At 36.1% G+C, this 19,219-nt stretch carries 19 protein-coding genes; 6 read left to right on the top strand and 13 right to left on the bottom strand.

The genetic code is table 11. The annotated features are described in order from the left end of the window. Positions 1-36: 36 nt before the first annotated feature. Together NBH15_RS13415 and NBH15_RS13410 are read left to right on the top strand one after the other, a co-directional pair. Positions 37-918, top strand: coding sequence for a BT_3987 domain-containing protein (locus NBH15_RS13415; protein ID WP_250822833.1), 882 nt, complete (start codon positions 37-39; stop codon positions 916-918). Between the two features lie 137 nt (positions 919-1,055). Continuing rightward, entirely contained in the window at positions 1,056-3,644 is a 2,589-nt protein-coding gene (locus NBH15_RS13410; RefSeq protein ID WP_250822832.1) for a hypothetical protein, read from the top strand. Here NBH15_RS13410 and NBH15_RS13405 read toward each other — a convergent pair whose 3' ends face one another. The 5 genes from NBH15_RS13405 to NBH15_RS13385 all read right to left on the bottom strand — a co-directional run bounded on the left by NBH15_RS13405 (position 3,645) and on the right by NBH15_RS13385 (position 8,375). Beyond that, positions 3,645-4,736: a tyrosine-protein phosphatase gene (locus tag NBH15_RS13405; protein WP_186959556.1), complete on the bottom strand. Its 1,092-nt coding sequence runs from the start codon at positions 4,734-4,736 to the stop codon at positions 3,645-3,647. It lies immediately after the preceding gene. A 211-nt stretch (positions 4,737-4,947) separates the two neighbouring features. Beyond that, the gene (locus NBH15_RS13400) at positions 4,948-5,835 is read right to left on the bottom strand and encodes a HEPN domain-containing protein (RefSeq protein ID WP_250822831.1); all 888 of its coding nucleotides are present in this window, start codon (positions 5,833-5,835) and stop codon (positions 4,948-4,950) included. A gap of 57 nt (positions 5,836-5,892) precedes the next feature. Beyond that, on the bottom strand, positions 5,893-7,059 hold the full coding sequence (locus NBH15_RS13395; protein WP_250822830.1) for a type II toxin-antitoxin system HipA family toxin: 1,167 nt from the start codon (positions 7,057-7,059) through the stop codon (positions 5,893-5,895). Further along, entirely contained in the window at positions 7,037-7,372 is a 336-nt protein-coding gene (locus tag NBH15_RS13390; protein WP_250822829.1) for a helix-turn-helix domain-containing protein, read from the bottom strand. The genes NBH15_RS13395 and NBH15_RS13390 overlap by 23 nt, the downstream gene beginning before the upstream one ends. A 109-nt stretch (positions 7,373-7,481) precedes the next feature. Continuing rightward, positions 7,482-8,375, bottom strand: coding sequence for a HEPN domain-containing protein (locus NBH15_RS13385; RefSeq protein ID WP_250822828.1), 894 nt, complete (start codon positions 8,373-8,375; stop codon positions 7,482-7,484). Positions 8,376-8,598: 223 nt separating this feature from the next. Here NBH15_RS13385 and NBH15_RS13380 point away from each other — a divergent pair, with 223 nt between their 5' ends. From NBH15_RS13380 to NBH15_RS13365, 4 genes are all read left to right on the top strand, one after another. Beyond that, entirely contained in the window at positions 8,599-9,000 is a 402-nt protein-coding gene (locus tag NBH15_RS13380; RefSeq protein WP_250822827.1) for a hypothetical protein, read from the top strand. An 895-nt stretch (positions 9,001-9,895) separates the two neighbouring features. After that, positions 9,896-10,471: a GNAT family N-acetyltransferase gene (locus tag NBH15_RS13375; RefSeq protein WP_128134657.1), complete on the top strand. Its 576-nt coding sequence runs from the start codon at positions 9,896-9,898 to the stop codon at positions 10,469-10,471. A gap of 67 nt (positions 10,472-10,538) precedes the next feature. After that, positions 10,539-11,054, top strand: coding sequence for a helix-turn-helix transcriptional regulator (locus tag NBH15_RS13370; protein ID WP_121719534.1), 516 nt, complete (start codon positions 10,539-10,541; stop codon positions 11,052-11,054). Further along, on the top strand, positions 11,044-11,694 hold the full coding sequence (locus NBH15_RS13365) for a nucleotidyl transferase AbiEii/AbiGii toxin family protein (RefSeq protein WP_128134656.1): 651 nt from the start codon (positions 11,044-11,046) through the stop codon (positions 11,692-11,694). The genes NBH15_RS13370 and NBH15_RS13365 overlap by 11 nt, the downstream gene beginning before the upstream one ends. 365 nt (positions 11,695-12,059) lie before the next feature. Here the strand turns inward: NBH15_RS13365 and NBH15_RS13360 are convergent, their stop codons facing one another. From NBH15_RS13360 to NBH15_RS13325, 8 genes are all read right to left on the bottom strand, one after another. After that, positions 12,060-12,863, bottom strand: coding sequence for a DUF4595 domain-containing protein (locus tag NBH15_RS13360; protein WP_250822826.1), 804 nt, complete (start codon positions 12,861-12,863; stop codon positions 12,060-12,062). Positions 12,864-12,884: 21 nt separating this feature from the next. Next, entirely contained in the window at positions 12,885-13,622 is a 738-nt protein-coding gene (locus tag NBH15_RS13355; protein WP_250822825.1) for a hypothetical protein, read from the bottom strand. 251 nt (positions 13,623-13,873) lie between these two features. Continuing rightward, complete coding sequence (locus NBH15_RS13350; RefSeq protein ID WP_250822824.1) at positions 13,874-14,443, bottom strand: tyrosine-type recombinase/integrase; 570 nt, start codon at positions 14,441-14,443, stop codon at positions 13,874-13,876. A gap of 267 nt (positions 14,444-14,710) precedes the next feature. After that, on the bottom strand, positions 14,711-15,169 hold the full coding sequence (locus NBH15_RS13345) for a JAB domain-containing protein (RefSeq protein WP_250822823.1): 459 nt from the start codon (positions 15,167-15,169) through the stop codon (positions 14,711-14,713). Positions 15,170-16,072: 903 nt separating this feature from the next. After that, positions 16,073-17,872 (bottom strand): DEAD/DEAH box helicase family protein, encoded by a 1,800-nt coding sequence (locus NBH15_RS13340; protein WP_250822822.1) that lies wholly within the window; start codon positions 17,870-17,872, stop codon positions 16,073-16,075. A gap of 56 nt (positions 17,873-17,928) precedes the next feature. Then, positions 17,929-18,327 (bottom strand): hypothetical protein, encoded by a 399-nt coding sequence (locus NBH15_RS13335; RefSeq protein WP_250822821.1) that lies wholly within the window; start codon positions 18,325-18,327, stop codon positions 17,929-17,931. Between the two features lie 249 nt (positions 18,328-18,576). Continuing rightward, a complete protein-coding gene (locus NBH15_RS13330; protein WP_250822820.1) occupies positions 18,577-18,990 on the bottom strand; it encodes a hypothetical protein in 414 nt (137 codons plus the stop codon). Positions 18,991-18,993: 3 nt separating this feature from the next. After that, a partial coding sequence (locus tag NBH15_RS13325) for a hypothetical protein (RefSeq protein ID WP_250822819.1) occupies positions 18,994-19,219 on the bottom strand: 226 nt, incomplete at its 5' end.

Below are 19,219 nucleotides of genomic sequence, written 5' to 3'. Positions count from 1 at the left end.
ATATGTTTTTAGACAAATACATTAATACAGTTTATTATGAAACCAGATAAATTAAAGCTCATATTATTTTCCCTGTCAGCCTTCATATTTTGGAGTTGTTCGAGCGAACCGGCTGATTTTGGTGAACAATATAAAAAAACACTCTATATCGTAAACAGCCGTGATATGCTCTACGTGGGTGAACATGCTTACGGAAGTGAAAACAACTCCATGTCATTTTCAGTTTATTGTGCCTCCTCCGAACCTATCAAGTCCGACCTGACGGTTCAACTGGCAATCAACCCGAATGCACTCGACTCGCTCAATAAAAAAAGTGCATTGGGGAATCCTTTATATATCGACAAAAAATTGTTACCGGAAGCAAATTACACATCGACGGATTTATCGGTAACCATTCCGGCAAACGCTCAATACGGAGTACTTCATATACCCCTAAAGCCACAAGGGCTTGATCCCGACATCTCGTATGCCCTACCTCTCACGATCGTCTCAAACAGCGAAGGCTATGATGTGAACGAGGAATTGAAAACAATGGTTTACGAAGTTAAAATGGTCAACGGATTCTCTGGAAATTATGCGGGTAGTTCTATTGAGTTACCTAAAACAATCCGTTCGGTACAGCCAACCCTGAAAGCCATGTCTTCCAATTCTGTACGGATGCCTATCCATTCATTGTCCGGAGAAGCCAGATACATAAAAACAAATTTTATGCTTCTCACTATCGGCGCAGATAGCACATCTGTTACCATAAAACCCTGGCTGGATGCCCAAATAACTGATCTGGGTAAAAGTACTTACGACAAAACAAGGCAAAGTTTCTACCTAAGATACAGTTACACAGATGCAGACGGAAAAACATTCGATATAGAAGAGAAAATAACAAATCTCGACGCTCCTGTAATCGATGCGGAAGAATAAGGAAGATTTAGGAAAAAGGGTACATGCTATTCCGAAAAAGCATGTACCCTTTCTAAAAAAAGCATGTATCCCTTTGCAACATTTTTATTTATCTGTAACTTCGTATATTCTTCCACATAAGGGAAGTACGAAGTCGCATGGAAACACATCGCAGAGTTATCTGTTATATTTATCTCTTACTATTTTGCCTTAAAGCATCGGGGCAGGAACCGGACAGTGTGCTCAATAAACTAGCCCAGTTTATCCGTGCGACCGATCAGTTTTCTCAATATATTCCCCACGAAAAAGTCTACCTGCATTTTGACAACACCAGTTACTATCAAGGCGATAACATTTGGTTTACATGCTACGTCGTAACCTCCGAATTGCACCAGGCAGCCGAACTAAGCAAAACCCTGTATGTCGAACTACTCAATCCCGGAGGAGAAATAGTGGACAAGCGTGTCTTGAAAATAGAAAACGGCCGGTGCCATGGCGATTTCACGCTAGGCCAGCTTCCCTTCTATTCCGGATTCTATGAAGTCCGTGCCTATACGAAATATATGTTGAACTTCGGTGAAGACGTTATCTTCTCCCGGTTACTGCCCGTATTTAACAAACCCAAAGAAGAAGGAAACTTCGAAGAGAAAAACATGCTGAAATACGGATACGGCAAATACCCTAATAAACGGGAAAAGCCTCAAAAGGACAAGAAAGTAACCTTGAAACTCTATCCGGAAGGAGGAAACCTGATCCACGGTATCACCTCACGGATTGCATTCGAAATAACCGATGCATTCGGTAACCCGCTGGAAGCCTCCGGAAAGATCATCAATGAAGACAAAGAAGATATCTCCACCTTTTCAACAGTACACGACGGACGAGGCTTCTTCGACTATACACCTGACGAAAACAAACGAAAAGCAATAGTCGACTACAACGGCAAACAATACCAGTTTGATATGCCCAAACCATTGCCACAAGGATTCACTTTCCATGTCGACAACCTGTCTTATCCAGACAGTATCGAAATCTCCTTACAGAAAAATAAATATACTCCCGCCGAGAAACTGGGCCTGGTTTTTATCAGCAGAGGACAGCTACATGGCTACAGCCTTATTAATGTCATCCATAATGAAACAATCCGGTTCAAAGTAGATAAAACAAATTTCCCGCCAGGTGTTGCACAAGCCATATTATTCAATTCCGATGGAGAAATACTTTGCGACCGCCTCCTATTCAACTACAAAGACAACCAATTAAATATTCAGTCAAAAACCTCGAAAGAGACATACGAGCCTTACGAAGCAGTCGATATGGAATTTACCCTAACCGACCGGGAAGCCAATCCCGTACAAACGCCATTCTCCTTATCGGTGAGAGACGGCATGAACGAAATTGAATGGAATCATACTATCCTGACCGATCTACTGCTGATGTCCGAAATCAAAGGGTACGTCCGTAACCCGTCTTACTATTTCGAAGCAGACGACTCTACCCATCGCTCAGCTCTCGACCTTCTTATGATGGTGCAAGGCTGGCACCGTTATTCCTGGAAGCAGATGGCCGGTATAGAACCATTCGACTTGAAATACAGACCGGAACAAGGTATCGAAATGCACGGTCAGGTTGTTTCATTTGTCAGAAAAATACCCAAACCGAATGTCACCGTCTCTTCCTTCCTGCTCAAAAGGGGCGAAGAGGAAAAGCCCGGCAATGCGTTCGATGTATTTGTTACAGACAGCTTGGGACGTTTCGCTTTCCGTACAGATATTACCGGGAAATGGAATATGATACTGGCTGTAAGCGAAAAAGGGAAAAAGAAAGACCACCGGATCATACTGGACAGGCTTTTCACTCCGGAACCTAAAAGATACCGCTATGCCGAGATGCAAGTGAGTATCGCCGATAGAGCGGAAGAAGATAAAGAAGAAAAAACTGAACCGGAAGAAGTTCCCGATATTCAGGAACCGGAAGAAGATATCAACGCCCTGCTGACTTCTTACGAAGATTCATTGGCCAAAGCGGGAAACAAAGAAAAAATCCTCCGCCTGGATGAAGTAACCGTAACCGCCAAAAAGAGATCACGTGAAAAGGATATCTACAACAACCGATCGAAATCTATCGCCTATTACGACGTTCAGTCAGAATGGGATGATATAACGGACCAGGGCAAATACATCGGAAAAGATATCCATGAACTGATGATAAATATGAATAATAATTTCAGAAAAGCCTTCTCCAGACAGGATGAATATCTGCAATATAAAGGCAGAATGCCTCTTTTTGTAATCAACTATGAACCGACGATGGCTACTGAAATGGATTACAACAAATACAAACTGATCCGGCTCGAAGCCATCAAGTCTATCTACATCAACGAGGATATCTCCACTATGTGTAAATATGCAGACCCAAGAATATCTCCGCTGGAAATAGATAAGATATATGGTTGTGTCGTTTTTGTTGAAACATACCCGGAAGATAAAATTCCGACAGATGCCGGTAAAGGGGTACGAAAAACCTGGCTGGAAGGTTACAGCCAGGTCAAGGAATTTTATAGTCCCGATTATTCAGTGCTTCCTCCCGAACCGGATTACCGTCGCACTTTATACTGGAATCCATCCGTTACTCCGGATGAAAAAGGCAAAGCCAGTATCCGGTTCTACAATAACAGCAGATGCCGAAAGTTCAAGGTAAGTGCCGAAACAATTACAGCAGATGGAATAATCGGGGTTTACAAGTAATCAATACAAGTATAACTGTTTCATCTTCTGGATATCGACTCCTAACGTTTCTGTCAGGAACTTAGTCATGGAGCCATACTTTTCGTCTATCTTATCATAGGCGGCATTCAGATATTTTTCATCGACAGTTACTAACGGGGCGATCTGAGGATAATATTTCAAATACGAATCATATTTACCCTTAATATATTCTTTACTAAGCAAATAATCCTTCATAATCGTCGCCTTATCAACATCGAGAGCCGACAGGATAAGCATGGTCGCAACCCCGGTACGATCTTTACCAGCTGAACAATGATAACTTAACGGTAAAGAATTTTCATCCTGAAGATATTTAAAGAACTCTTTGTATTTGGCCACATAATCATCATAACTGATCATTTCGATATACCCGTCAATCATGATCTGTGCAGTTTCTTCCTCACTAAGCCCCTTAGATATACTTCCGATAATTTCATCAGAAAATATATTACCGGCATTGATCTCTAAATTATAAGGATTCTTTACAGTAGAAGGCAATTTATCCGGAGCAGCCGGCATCATACCACCAAATCCACCTTCTTTTTCTGTTGCAGTACGAAAATCGACAACGGTTTTCAGTCCCGTACTTGCCAGATAAGTCAGGTCGGCATCAGTCATCTTATTCATTTCGTCCGTACGGAATAATTTTCCCCAACGAACAAATTTCCCCTCTTTATTTTTTATTCCCCCCAAATCTCTGAAGTTATACGCAGTGACCGGCAACAATCTTTCTGCTAATAAAGCCTGACCTTCAGCCGTCTTAAACAAGAATACGGATCTTTTTCCGGCATCAACACTTATATCGAAAGAACCTTTTCCATCTTCACTCATCACAGGTGTATTCTGATCGATATCTTCGGCCGTAGAACCGGAATACAATTCCCAGGCTTTATCGGAAGAAACTTTCAACACAGCCTTTTTCGTTTCCTGATCACGAACAAGCTCCACGTCTCCGCTTATATCCTTACCCGAATATCCAACAGTCGTTTTCTCATCATCGTCCCCACAAGAAACAAATACTCCGGAGGCACAAAATAGTAGCAATAAACAGCTAAACAAATTCTTCTTCATAACACACTTTTACTCATTAACAAATATTTTAAAAGGCGCGCAAGATACAGGTTTAAAACCAATTACACAAAAACAGAACCGGTTTTAGCCCTATAAATGAAATTTAGAATATCGTTTATTTATTTTGGAATATAAAAAAAGGTAACCTCGTTTGTCATCTTATTTTATCAATTCAAAGCATTCATTAAATTGCAATACAATTGATTTCTGGTCAATCAGTATTTCCATATTCCTTAATTTTCTCCTCACAAATCCGCATTGTAATATTTCGAAGCATTTCCACCTTTGGTATAAGTGCATCAATATCTTCTTTTGTGACTACAAAATGAGGATTATAGCGGGCATCCACATAGGCAGCTTTTAATAGTTTAAAAAATCGTTTCTCTTCGGAGGTGTTTTGAGGAAATACATTATTCAGATCATCGGAATAACGTCTTACAGAAGATATTAATTTGGAAAGGTTATGTTGTTTACTGTTTCGTAGTGTATGTGTTAAACGGATAGCATAGTAATAATTTTCACAGGATTGATGAAGAAAAAAAGATGCCTCTTTATAATCTGTCTCTTTGTCAGCCATTATTGCATACTTTAAAAAGTTATTTGCTCTCACACACTTTTCATCAAAATACTCTTGTGCCTGCTCTCTGATCTCTTCAAAGTTTAATTTCCGACGACGAGATAATTTATATCTCCCACTATCATAAAGAATAATTCCTTCCTGCTTTATTTGTGTATAGAAATACCGTCCCTCTTCAATGAACTTATTAAGCTGCTTAATATCATCATTGATAAACTCGACCGGAGTGTCGCGGTCAAAATCTTTTCCGGAAAAGAAGATATCTTCTACGTTATCCAGGATGGTTTCCGCCTTTTTGCTGTTTATTCCGCTCGTTATCACGTAGATGTCATAATCTGAGATTTTAACGGTAGGAATACCGCCGTCTTCAATTCGTATGCTACGGCGAACATAATTACCCCTCGCATAACTTCCATACAGAATAATAAACTCCGTCTGAGGTAAGCGACGAAGTATCTCCGTTACAAGAAAATTCAGTTCTTCCTGTTTGTCTTTAGGCAGATAGGCGATCGAGTCTTTCATTATGCTTGATTATGTACAACGTTAAAATACAAAAGTACATTATTATGTGAACAACTACTACTTATTGGATCTTTCTTTGAATCTGTCGGCAAGAATTTCTTTGCAGACTTCTTTAAGCTGACCGATAATCTCTTGTCCTTTTTTACGGGAAATACGAATACCTTCACCAACAACAAGCATGTCTTCAATAGTTGGATTTCCGTTTCCATTGGCTGTTGTGGCATGTTCACCATTATAACCGCCACTACATCTTGTCAAATCGTAGGCTGGTGCCAATTCCCATTGGGCGTTCCTATAATAAAAACTGAAGTTTTTAGCATGGTCGTCTTTGTTTTCAGCCAGTATATTAAATATCATTCTTCGGAACATTTCTTCCACCTGAACAGGGTCTTGCGTGATGACTCCGGTTAAAGCCAATAAATTCTCATAAGTCAATGCCGGATAATGGATAGATTGGTTAAGTAAAGCTCCGGCTGTTGCGGTGTGTAAACGTTGACCATCTTCTATATCAAATCGTTTTGTAGCAAAATATTTATTTTCAATAAGTTTAAAGTCAGGCACATTGATACCTGATGCACGAGCAGCTTTATTATATTGATATTCCATTTTACCCATATCTTTTGGATCATTGATATGGCGGAATTTCAATATCCAATCTCCTTCCTCATCTTTATAAAGTGATTTTGGGCGACAGCCACCTGAATTACCACTATTAAAATAAAGAACATCGACATCCTTATCCGTTTTCTCGGCAAGCACCTCGAGAGCTAAATTTTGCATATAATCTAATTCCGGTAGACCTTTTGGCTCACCGATATATAATTCAGGCACATACGATAAGGCCCCCATTCCGGAAGTGCCAACAATACTTAAACGTTGCACAGGAGTCAAGCTGGTATCATCTATCCCCTCTTTTTGCAATATTCTGTTTAAAAGATAACGCCCGTACCCGTCAGGCAGGCTGTCTTCAAAAATTCCAAAATTGCCATAGAAAGGTTCTACGGGGGCAATAAACAAACCTTCTTTCAAGTCTAATTGCCTTGGAGCAATAGAAAAATCGGACTTTAGCCATTCTTTATCATATTCAAAAGCACACCTTTGAGTAGGAGTCATAGCAAGTTCACCCACCTTTTTGTCTCCATAGAATACAGACACTTTATTTATCTGTCTGATTTTCTCCAAAGATCTTATCTTCCTGGTTTCACTCTTTTTCTTTCCTGACATTACGGCTTCCTCTTTTCCTGTTTAAATTCCTGTTTATCTCATCCAGTTCAGCCATTGTGTTATATAATGGTTCTGACAATAATTGTTTCAAATCATTGGTATATCCCAACGCCTTTGCCAATGCAACAAAAGAAGCCAAAGAGATGACATGTTTCGTTTCAAATTTCGCGATTGTAGCAGCAGGAACCTTACTTAAATCTGCCAAAGCATCCCGTGAGAGGCCTTTTTCCAAACGTCTCTTCTGACAGTTTTGTGCCAGAACCTTCATTATGGCTTCTGTCTTATCTTCGTCGAATGTATATAATAAGGTCATACTATAGTAGCAATAAACGGCTTAATCAATATTATTGTATTAGTTACAAAGATAATATTTATTTCTAGTAAATACAAAGAAAAGACAACTATCGAAAGTGTCGATGTATCTATATACCACTCTGCTCCCCGTACTCCTTAATCTTCGCCTCACAAATCCGCTTTGTTATATCCCTAAGCAATTCTACCTTTGGGATAAACGCATCAATATCCTCTTTAGTCACGACGAAGTGAGGATTATACCGAGCATCCACATAAGCGGCTTTTAATAGTTTAAAAAGTCGTTTCTCTTCAAGTGTGTTTTGAGGGAATACAGTACTCAGATCATCGGAATAGCGCCTGGTGGTAGAAGATAATTTGGATAGATTATGTTGTTTGTTATTTCTCAACGCAAATGTTAAACGGATAGCATAATAATAATTTTCACAGGATTGATGAAGATAAAAAGATGCCATTTGATACCTTTCCCTTTCTTTATTTGTTATGGCATCATCAAAAAAGAAATTTCCTTTTTCAAACTTCTCATTAAAATATTCCTGTGCCTGCTTCTTTATCTCATCAAAATTGAGTTTTCTCCTACGAGCCAATTTGTATTTTCCACTATTATAAAGTATTACTCCTTCCTGCTTTATTTGTGTATGGAAATACCGGCCCTCTTCAATAAACTTATTAAGCTGTGCAATATCATCGTTAATAAACTCAACAGGGGTATCGCGGTCAAAATCTTTTCCGGCAAAGAAGATATCTTCTACGTTATCCAGGATGGTTTCCGCTTTTTTACTGTTTATTCCGCTCGTTATCACGTAGATGTCATAATCTGATATTTTAACGGTAGGAATACCGCCGTCTTCAATTCGTATGCTACGGCGAACATAATTGCCCCTCGCATAACTTCCATACAGAATAATAAACTCCGTCTGAGGTAAGCGACGAAGTATCTCCGTTACAAGAAAATTCAGTTCTTCCTGTTTGTCTTTAGGCAGATAAGCGATCGAGTCTTTCATTATGCTTGATTATGTACAACGTTAAAATACAAAAGTACAAAAAAAGCAGAATTGCCTTTAGCTTTTTGATTCTAAATCATATATTTGCACAACGTTCCTGTTTTTATTTGTTTTGTTTGTTATTACAGAATGAATAAGTCTATATAATACAGGTAATTAAAATATCATAGTATTAATATAGGCTCGATTCCCCCGAATCAGGCTTAAAAAGGAACGTATTCATATGGACAATAATAATATAGCTGGAATAAAAGGCTATTACTATCTGCTACAACAAATTACTTCTTTATTAAATCTGTCATTACCAGAAATCAGACAGAAATATATAAACTATCCATATTGCTTAATTGACTATTTCGAAAAAGATGTGGAAGAAAAATCGATCGAGATACGATTTGACCAGGAAGAGTTTACATTGACTTGTCTTTTCAGCAACGAAGGTAAATGTGAGTTTGTTTATTTATTCCCTGATAAAAATGAGTATGTAAAGGGATTCATCTCTTATCTGGAGATAACCCAAAACTACGACTATTTAATGAATAGATGGGCGATACCAGGTTGTTACATAAAAGCGAAGGCAATAGAACATCTATCCAATGATATTTGCCTGATGTTTTATAATTAACCGGTAGTTCCTAAACCATAAGAAGACTATAGCAAAAGCCTTTTTATACTTTCTTACAGGCACGGATTATACGGATTTGACAAATTGTTTATTAATCTGAACAATGAAATCTGTGTAATCCGTACTTGAATTATATTATTATGAAGAACTCACGAATATCAAACTGTCAATTCAACCCACCTATGGGAAAGCTGTACGGGAGAGAATCAACACCTGCTATCTTTTACACCACTGTCAGCAACTTAAGAAATAACATATCATCTTGCCTAAAGCAAACAAAACAGCATTATGCCGCCCATATCAAATAAAACAAAACAATCGACCAAATATTTATCGTATACACCACATATTGTCAATCTACCTACAACACTCATCCACCTTGTTATAGAACACAAAAAGTGTTATTCAACATGCTTTTATACTACAAAATAGCTTCGAAAGGGACCACAATCAACACTTATTAACAAAGAATTTCCCTTTAAATAAATCCCCATCTCGTTTAAAACGAAAAAAACTCGTTTTAAACGAGATGTAAATTCCTTTTAAACGAATTGCAAAAGTCATATACCTAAAGGGGTTTGTTAAATATTGTATTCAACGATCTTCTATAACACTAATTTGACAGAACACACAAGTTACCAAAAGGGCTATAATAAAATCTTTTTATTCAAAAGAAAAGCAATATTTCCTCATTTTGTCAAATTCTATAAATTCACTTCAAAAGTTCGTGTTGTCATCTTATCATTTCACGCAATATTCCACTTTAACACATTGCATTAAAGGATAAAACAGATGTTTTCCAAATATTTACTATCTTTGGAGATGAGTAAAAATTGTATTCTTAGAAATACAATTGCCACAATGAACTCTTAAATCAAATAAAAAGAAAATACATATGATTGAATCCCAAAACGTCGATAAAGCCGGTACTACTATCGGCAATATTCTGACCGACAGGTTGATTATACGGTTAGCAAACCCGGATGATGCGGAAAAAATATACGCTTACCGCTCTGATACTGTTGAAAACCAATATCAGGGCTGGTTCCCCGAATCTGTGGAGGAAGTTCGTAATTATATAACCAATATGCCGGCGACTATAGATATAGCCGACGTATGCTTTCAATTTGCCATTCTTACCAAGAATGAAAACCGTCTGATCGGAGATTTGGGAATAATCTTCACAGGACACGAAAGAATGCAGGTAGAGGTCGGTTGTACGTTGAATAAAACTTTTCAAGGCAAAGGATATGCCACCGAAGCATTAACGGCAATGGTAAACTATTTTTTCACAACCCTAAAGAAACATCGTATTGTAGCATCTATTGATCCAAGAAACACCGCCTCTATCCGACTTATCGAACGACTGGGATTCAGAAAAGAAGCTCATTTCAAAGAAAGTTATTTCCTTCGTGATGAATGGGTAGACGATATAATTTATGCCATGCTCAATAAGGATTGGGGTAATTGAGTAGGGGGAGCTAAATAAATATCCACATATTGTATTTCTAAACAAATTTGTTTATTTTTGTAGTGATATGAAAGATCAATTAGAAATATTGAAAGGTGTTCACCCTGGCTTATTTTTAAGCAGGGAGTTACGAAATCGTCAATTAAGAAGTGGTGCATTTGCAGAGTCCATAGGAGTTCATCCTCAAACGTTAAGTGCCATCATTAAGGGACGAAGAAATATGAACATACCTTTGTCTCTAAAGATCGAGAGATCACTCCATTTAGACGAAGGATTACTAATGACTTTACAAGTTTATTATGATATTGAATTGGAAAAGAAGAAAGAAGCTCAATCATATCATCCTGATCTTTCTATATATCGTAAGATCTTGTTTTGGGATACAGACTTTGATAAATTAGATTGGAACACCAATAAACGGTATATCATTAATCGTATTTTTGAACGGGGAAATGAAAAAGAAATACTTGAAACAATTCGTTTCTATGGTAAAGACACAATCCTGTCGTTGCTGGACTTAAATAATAAGTATGCAGTTAATCTAAAATCTAACATTCAAAAATATCTGAATTATGCCAACTAAACTCAAATATCAAACAGTAACGCCATTACTAAAAAAGGTATTGACACAATTAATGTCTAATGACCTTTTTCACCCCTTCCAGCTTGTAGGTGGAACATCATTGAGTTTACAGTTAGGACACCGTATCTCTGATGATATAGATTTATTTACTGATTACGAGTATGATTCTATTGATTTTAGGGTTATTCAAGACTGGCTAAGAACTCAGTTTGCATACTGTAACGGAGATTGTGGTGAAATTGTTGGTTTCGGATGTTCCTATATAATAGGTGACTCTGTTGACGATTCTGTCAAACTCGATCTATTTTATACAGATCCTTTTATTCGTCCTGCAAAAGTCATTGATAATATACGTCTAACGTCTTTTGAGGATATTATAGCCATGAAGCTAGATGTCATCGGACATGGTGGACGAAAAAAAGACTTTTGGGATATTCACGAATTACATAATACGTATTCGATAACTGAAATGTTAAACTTATATGTAGAACGTTTTCCTTACAATCATACGAAAGAAGAAATTATTCAAGGTTTCACTAATTTTGATATTGCAGATTCCGACCCCAATCCCAAATGCTTAAAAAAGAAGAACTGGCAACTGATAAAATTAGATTTCATTGATTGGCTAAAACAAACCTAACAACCTGCATAAAACAAAAAATCCCTCTAAGAACATCTTAGAAGGATTTTGCATTTTGTGCGGCTGAAGGGACTCGAACCCCCACGGCCGGTATAGCTATCTATCAGTCACTTACGCTATTTTCTTATACTCTCAAAATCGAAAAATCCCCGATTTGGCACCAATAAATTAAATCTTATTACACGCTCCCGTATAATTAAATTAGTTAATCATCTCATTTTCAATTCAAATACATACAAAATCACCCAAGTAAACAAGAATACTTTTTGCTCGCTTGGGTAATCTTCTTTATATCCTCACTACTGGAGAGGACTTTAAATAAGAAAAAATCTATTCTGAAAGTATATACTTCAGAAACAAACCTTTCATTTTACCCTTTCATAAGTATATGTCTCTGTCCACCACGTTTCAGATCCATCCAGATTTTTAACTTCCACTTTTTTCACATAACCATCTTCATCCAATTCGTAATGAAAGGTTAGCTCCTTGTTATCATCATCAGAAGTACCATATTCAATACACTCTTTTGGCAAATATTTAGGAGCTTTACCCAACAATGAAGCATATTGCAAATTGCAATAATCAAGTCCTAAAGCATCATCTGTATAAGCCAAGAACAATCCTCCCAGATTAGGTATATCAGTGTATTCGATTCCTGTATCGAAAGAATCGTTACTAACCATCAATCCTTTATCATTAAAATTATATTTATCATCAACATACTTCCGTCCGTCTAACATCAAAATGGCAGAAGTCATATAATCTCCAGAATAAGTATAGCTCCAGATACCGCCATCATCAACTTCTCCTTTTTCAACGTATCCTTTATCATTTAATGTATAGTTGGTTATATCGGTAAAATCTTCGCCATAAGAGTTTTGAATATCAACTTTTTCTGTAACACCATTTGTTGTATAAGTATAATTCGACACCCATGTATGGTTATAACCTGGACATTTGTATGTTTCTGTTATTTTAGAAACTTGTTCGCCTGAATATTCAATATTGAATAAACCTGTTCCCGATTGATCCCTATAACTGATAGAGGTCAATCTTTTAACTGCATTCTCTGGATTAATGATATTATTATCGTCATCATCACCACAAGAAACGAAGTTCACGCACAAAGCCATTGAAAGAATGGCTGTAAAAAATCTGTTTGTTTTCATTATTATTTAATTGATTAATTGTTAAAACTCAATACCTAATTTGAATCCGATTGTATGTAGAAGTACGGTTTCTGATTCGTAATATCCACTCCAATAATATTCTGCTTCTTCTGTTTGCAGACCATAATTGAAAGTAAGGTTCAATGCAAAGGATTCGGATAGTCCAAAACGACAACCGATACTTGGATTAAAGAATACACCTTGACCGTCATAAACAGAATAACCTATTTTGGTACCAAATACAGGAGTGATATTTCTATTCAGTATATTGTATCTGAAATCAGCAAAAACTGGAATAAAAATCAATTCATTTCCAAAATCGTAATTGAATCCAGCACCAGCACCAACAAATATATGTGGATTGAACTGATAACCATGTGATGTGGTCAATCCTACAAAGTTACCTGCCCAATCACCAACACCAAATCCTCCACCAAATTCCACAAAACCTTTGTAACCTCTTTGGGCTGCAAAATTATTTCTAAATCCTGTTCTCTGAAATTTAAAACCTGTTACACTGTTGTTAGAATAATTATTAATGGCTTGTTCTTTGGTTATCTTTAACACATCCGCCATTGAATAAGCAAAAATACTTCCATCTAAAGTTTGGATTTTAATGGATTCATTTGGAACTTGCTCAATGATAGTGCCTCTGATTACACTTCCATTCTTTAAATGGAGAACCTCTGTTAAACTTTGTGCCTTTATGCTTGTCAAGCAAATAAAACAAGCACACAAAAGAAACAATAACTTTTTCATCTGTTACTTCTTTACTTTTCCTGTTCCCTACGGAAAGTGAAATAATAAAAAAAGGTGTGGGAACTGTATCTACTTTATCCTGTTATCTGGCTTCTCGCATTGCCATTAGAGTGGATAAAGCAACAGCAACCCACACCCATTAGGATATAGTTTACCCATACAGGTAAGTCTATAACAATTGAGGTGGGTGCTATTGCTATCATCTTCACTCTAATACAAATTTTGCGAGAATTTGATAACAGAAGATAATATCAATTCTGCAACAGTTCTTCCTGTCTCAATCCTAAATATCGTTTAGTTATCCCAATACTGGAATGATTAAACAACTCCATGAGTTTCACTAATGCCAATTCTGCATTCTCTGAATTTTGATTATACACCTGTCTGCCAAATGTCTTTCTAAAGGAATGAGTACTAAAGTTCTTTACTTTCAACTTGTATTTAACTTTTATCTCTTTCAACAGCATATTTATACGCTGTATAGAGAATGTTGTACCTTTCTGGCTTACAAGGATAGGAGATTTAACGCTAACAGGTTTAATTTTATCGTAACAGTCAGAGATATGCCTCTTTAGTTGAGGGTTAATGTGAATAGTCCTCATTTTTCCTGTTTTCTTTTCCTTTATGGTAAACTCATCCACATAAAGGATTGTATCCCAATGTAAAGCTAGAATATCACTAATCCTCAATCCCCAAAAACAAGCTATAGCAATAAGTAAAGACATTTTATAATTTCCATCTTTTGCCAATCGCCTTACCAGGTTAGTCATTTCATCCCATTTCATATAATCTGCTGTAGTAGTACTATACTTTAAACTCATAATATTCAGTTTTAAATGTTTGTCTATAAAAGTGATTGTTTTCAGCCATTAGAAAAAATAGCTGAAATGTAACTTGCTGATAATGAGAGGAACATTCACTAATAGTAGAAGTGAATATTTCTGATTCAGGTTATTTCCCTAATCTATTTTTCACTTCAAAGAAAAAAAGTACGATTAGGAATAATGCCATATAAAGAATAATCAGCCCTAAAAATAATTCAGGATAGATAAACATAAAGATCAAGAAGGTAATTAATAGAATTGCTTTCATAATATCCTCCCTTCATCCAAATAAGAGTAATATCCGCTATCTGTCACTATTATATGATCCAGTAAAGTAATATTAAACAGTTTGGCTGCATTCTTCACCCTTTCAGTTAACAGATTGTCAACCGTACTAGGTTTTAAACTTCCACTAGGGTGATTATGTGCTAGAATAATTCTGGTTGCATTTCCTAATATTGCAGCTTGCATAATGATTCGTATATCAGCAGATGTTTCAGTTATTCCACCTTCTGAAATATTACTTACCCCTAAAACCTTACTGGAGTTATTTAGCAATATAAGTTTCAAATATTCTTTATACTGGATCGTACCCTCATTATACACATGATCGACTAAAAGCCTATATATGTCCTCTGAATTATGAATAACAGGTCTTTCAGAACTTTTCACCTTCGTTTTGTACGTTAATTTAACGTCACATACTTTCAATACATTTTCCATAACGTAGTTGTTTAATAATTTGATTGATTGTTAATTACAGATTTATGAGATTGAAAGGAATGTTTCCAAGTAAAGGATTAGATTAATATATTTCACAGAATGACCATAAATTCAACCTGCTAAATATACTCTATTACAAAGGATTTCATAGTGTACCCCAATAAATTATAAATCCCGCTTGACCTATCCAGTACGATAGCTTGCAAAATATTCACTTTCTCTCTAACTACCGTATGGGGACTTTCGGAATAGTGGAGTCATGTATGCACAGCATACATATATTATATGGTAAGCCTTGTTTTCAGCCAATAACATCTAAGAAGAGAAAGACTTCCTTCTCTTATAGGGAGGGGGGATAAATTAAGATGGTATATTTTAAATGTATATATGCGTAAAGTCATTATTTCAGATTAGTGACTATTCACTTTTTTATCATCCTGTTTATCAGTAACTTTGTATATACTTCAAAGATAAAATCTTCTTCTTCGATTTTTTAATAATCACCTAAACCTGAATATAATATGTCACAATATAACCTAGAAACGATTGATTATACAAGGATACGCAAAGAACTCATAGAGATTGTTGAACATTGGCGTATTCCGGCTAATTTCTTTTCCACAGAAAAAAACAAAAGAAAAAAACTGATTAAGAAAAGAAAACACCATATTTAAAGATTTCATTCGTCATGATAATAATATATACTTGCAAAAACGGGTATCCCCAAAGATGGGAGTACCCGTTTTTTATTTATCAGATATACATAAAAAACGTATCCAGACTGGCTTATCCGGATACGCTAAAATATGAGTTTAGGTATATTTTATGAATGCAGGTTCAATGAGAGTACTTTTTTTGAACAGGGTATATAAAACCATTATCTTAGAAAAAAAGTACTATCACCTATATCAACACTTCAACTAACAATAATGCTTTTGTTTTTCCAATTTTACACTCTTTCACTTCAAAAAAATTCCGAATAGACTGCCCTGTGACTGCTTTTTGAGGTCGAAGGTCTATAAGTTGATAAATCCGGGTTAATTCTTCCTTTATATATTTAAGAGTATATCTTTGTCCAACCCGAAACGAATTTTTAACTAATTGGATAAACTCCGTACCTTCTGTTTTTTCTCGAAACCTTTTCAAGATCATAGCCTCATTGATGCGTTTTACAGAATAACTAAAGGATTCTATCATTTCTCTGCCAATTACTTCGTATGCTTCGTAAATAAATGGATCAGCCTCTCTCAAATCATTTTTATATTCCCGAATCATTTCTGTTTCATCATCACCTTTCAATAATTCCAACTGGCGGACAATCTCTTTGCGCTTTTCTTTGAGTGAGACTGATTTATTCTCTCTTCTCAAACGCTCATAATCTCCAAGTGGAAAAGGGGAATGTACATGGAACACATCAAAAAGTTTGTTGTTTTGGTAACACTTGAACACTCCAAACCTGTTATTGTAATAGGATTTTAACAGGGCTTCATCTTTATAATTGTCTATCGCAAAGTAATTTTTTCTTCCTTCCTTGTCCAGCATTTTATTGTAGGGGACTATTTCCAATGCAGCTCTGAATGAATCCCTTGCACCTTCCGTTGCAGCGCAATCATATAATGTTTTCAATTTTTTGTAGACATCCTCGCAACCTGCTATATATCCGTCTATCTCTTCCATTGTGCGAACCGGGAAATTTGTGTTCGTATTAAAAATGTGACAGACCTGTTCAATCCCGTTACGAAATCTTCCTATTGCCTGTATAGCGTCTGTATTAGGGTCGATCATCGAATATTCAGAGAAATAAACCTCGGTTATCATAATGACTGTAGGTTTTATATCCAATTCAATGTCCAACGCATTATAAAAACGACTGGTAAAGAAATTGTATTTCCTCATTCTGGATTCGCTCCATTGCTCGAATGCGTGTTTAAAATGATTGTTCCTCAATTTCTCCACACTCTTCTTTGCGCAAAATACGGTAGATTCATTCTCAATATCCAGTTGCTTGATAAATGAATAAATCATATCTGTTGAATTGATAAAGAAACATATTGTCGTGTCCAATTTGCCAAGTTCCCTTTTTAACTGCTCCAATACATTATTAGTATGGATCAGCTTGATCGGGTGTTTATACTCAAAGGCCGGTTCGATCTTTATGATCTGGAACTTTTGGCTTTCAAAACGGGGATCACTGAAAGAAATAGGAGTTGCTGAGACCAAAGCCTTTTCATTGAACAGAAAGAAATCATCGAACGGAAGTATTATATCCGATCTATAATCCACATCTTTAACGATCTTATGGCATTCGTCGAACAAAAGAAAGCATGTACCATATACATCCATGTCCATTAATTCAAAAGCGTCTTTTACTTTTGTGAAACTTTCGGGAGTGGTAAGTATCTTTATTCTCTTATCTGTTGATGCATCCAGATACTTTACAATATCCTCTGTATAAACACCTTCGTAAACACCAAACAGATTATCGTCTTTATGTTTCGCGTCTTTACACTTACCAACGATAACGGGAACATTGGGTTCGATAATGATAGAATTTCTATTCGCTTTCAACTCTCCGTAAGTTGCTCCTAAACCTGTAAGTGTTTTGTATAAGATTACGTTAGTTGGTATTTGTGGAAGGACTTCTGTAAGATATTGAGTTTTACCTTCTTTATTTTTATTTATCTGAATATTTATTGTGTTCATTATAGTATAAGTTTTAAAAGAGGAAGCTTTTGCACTTCCTCTTTATGGGTTAATAATTAGATTAATTCTTTTTCCTGTAAGTATTCAACCAAGCTATCTGTTCTTTCAAGTCTGAAAAAGATTTTTCCTTTCATATAAGAAGAAGTAGCACTGATATAACCATTTGTTTCACGGAATGTAGGAACGAATTGGAGTACTTTGCCGCTTTCAATCAATTGTTTGAATATTTGAAGTTGAAAATCATTATCATCATCTTCTTTGTAAGCTTCAACGTTTTCTGGCTTAGTTCCAAAATCTTCTGTTTCACCTTCTTTCAAATATTTCATAATCCAGGTTAGTTCTGCTTGATTTAAACGAAGTTTAAAGCCTGCCATACTTTTAGATTCCAGCCAAGCATAAGGATAGTTGTCTTTATCTGTTTTGAACTTAACACTTAGATTTTCATATTTCTTCATAATCAGTTTTGCAGCTTCATGTGCACCGTTGTATAATCGGCAAAACGAAAAGTACGAATTTCCCAAACGAAAAGTACAAGAAGAGACGTTCGAACTTCATTTAAAGAGTATTCGAACGTCTCTTTTTCTATAATCGGCAAAAAAGTACAATTTTTTGAAACTATCGATTAAGAGCCATTCAATTGTGATTCAGTGTGTGTAAAAGATTTTAAACAGCCTCTTACACACTCCATTTTTTAGAATCAGAATCTATGTTTTTAACAATTCTTCTAACTCATTTATCTTATCCCGCAGTTTTTGTCGGGATATATGTATTTCGTTCATGTTGTATTCAACCGGTTGTCCGATCATCGTTGCCTCGTAGGATTTAATCACAATGTAGTCACTAGCGATTAGTTCTTTCTTTAAACGATTGATCTCTTTATTAATACATACTACATTAGGTGTGTATCGAACTGATAAAATGCCATTTCGATAATAGAAATCTATTAACATATAATCCCTTGTTTCAAGTTCGGGGATTTCAGAAATTTCATATTCTGAATAATCCTCTCCCTTAAACAAAGGGAGGTACTCTTCATAAGTTCCGGTATGAGGTATCTCGCAATAGATCATAAATCCATTTAGAACATAACCGTCGTTATTCCTTACTGCTATTTTCATATTCTATCTTGATAAATAAGTTATAATCCATCCACCATTAAATTGACCAAGTTTTACAATATTACACTGAGTTAACCCCAAGGTACCATAATTGTAACCGGATACCGGAAAATCATTTAGTATTACACCTGAATTATCTAATAATATCCCATCTTTAACGCCAACCAACACTATTCTGCCTTTAAACCCTGCCTGAACCGCTAATGTGATGGAGGTTATGCCTAGCGAA

This window comes from Parabacteroides caeci (assembly GCF_023656795.1).
In the GTDB taxonomy this organism is placed as follows: Bacteria; Bacteroidota; Bacteroidia; order Bacteroidales; family Tannerellaceae; genus Parabacteroides; species Parabacteroides segnis.
This window is presented reverse-complemented; position numbering and strand designations above follow the sequence as displayed.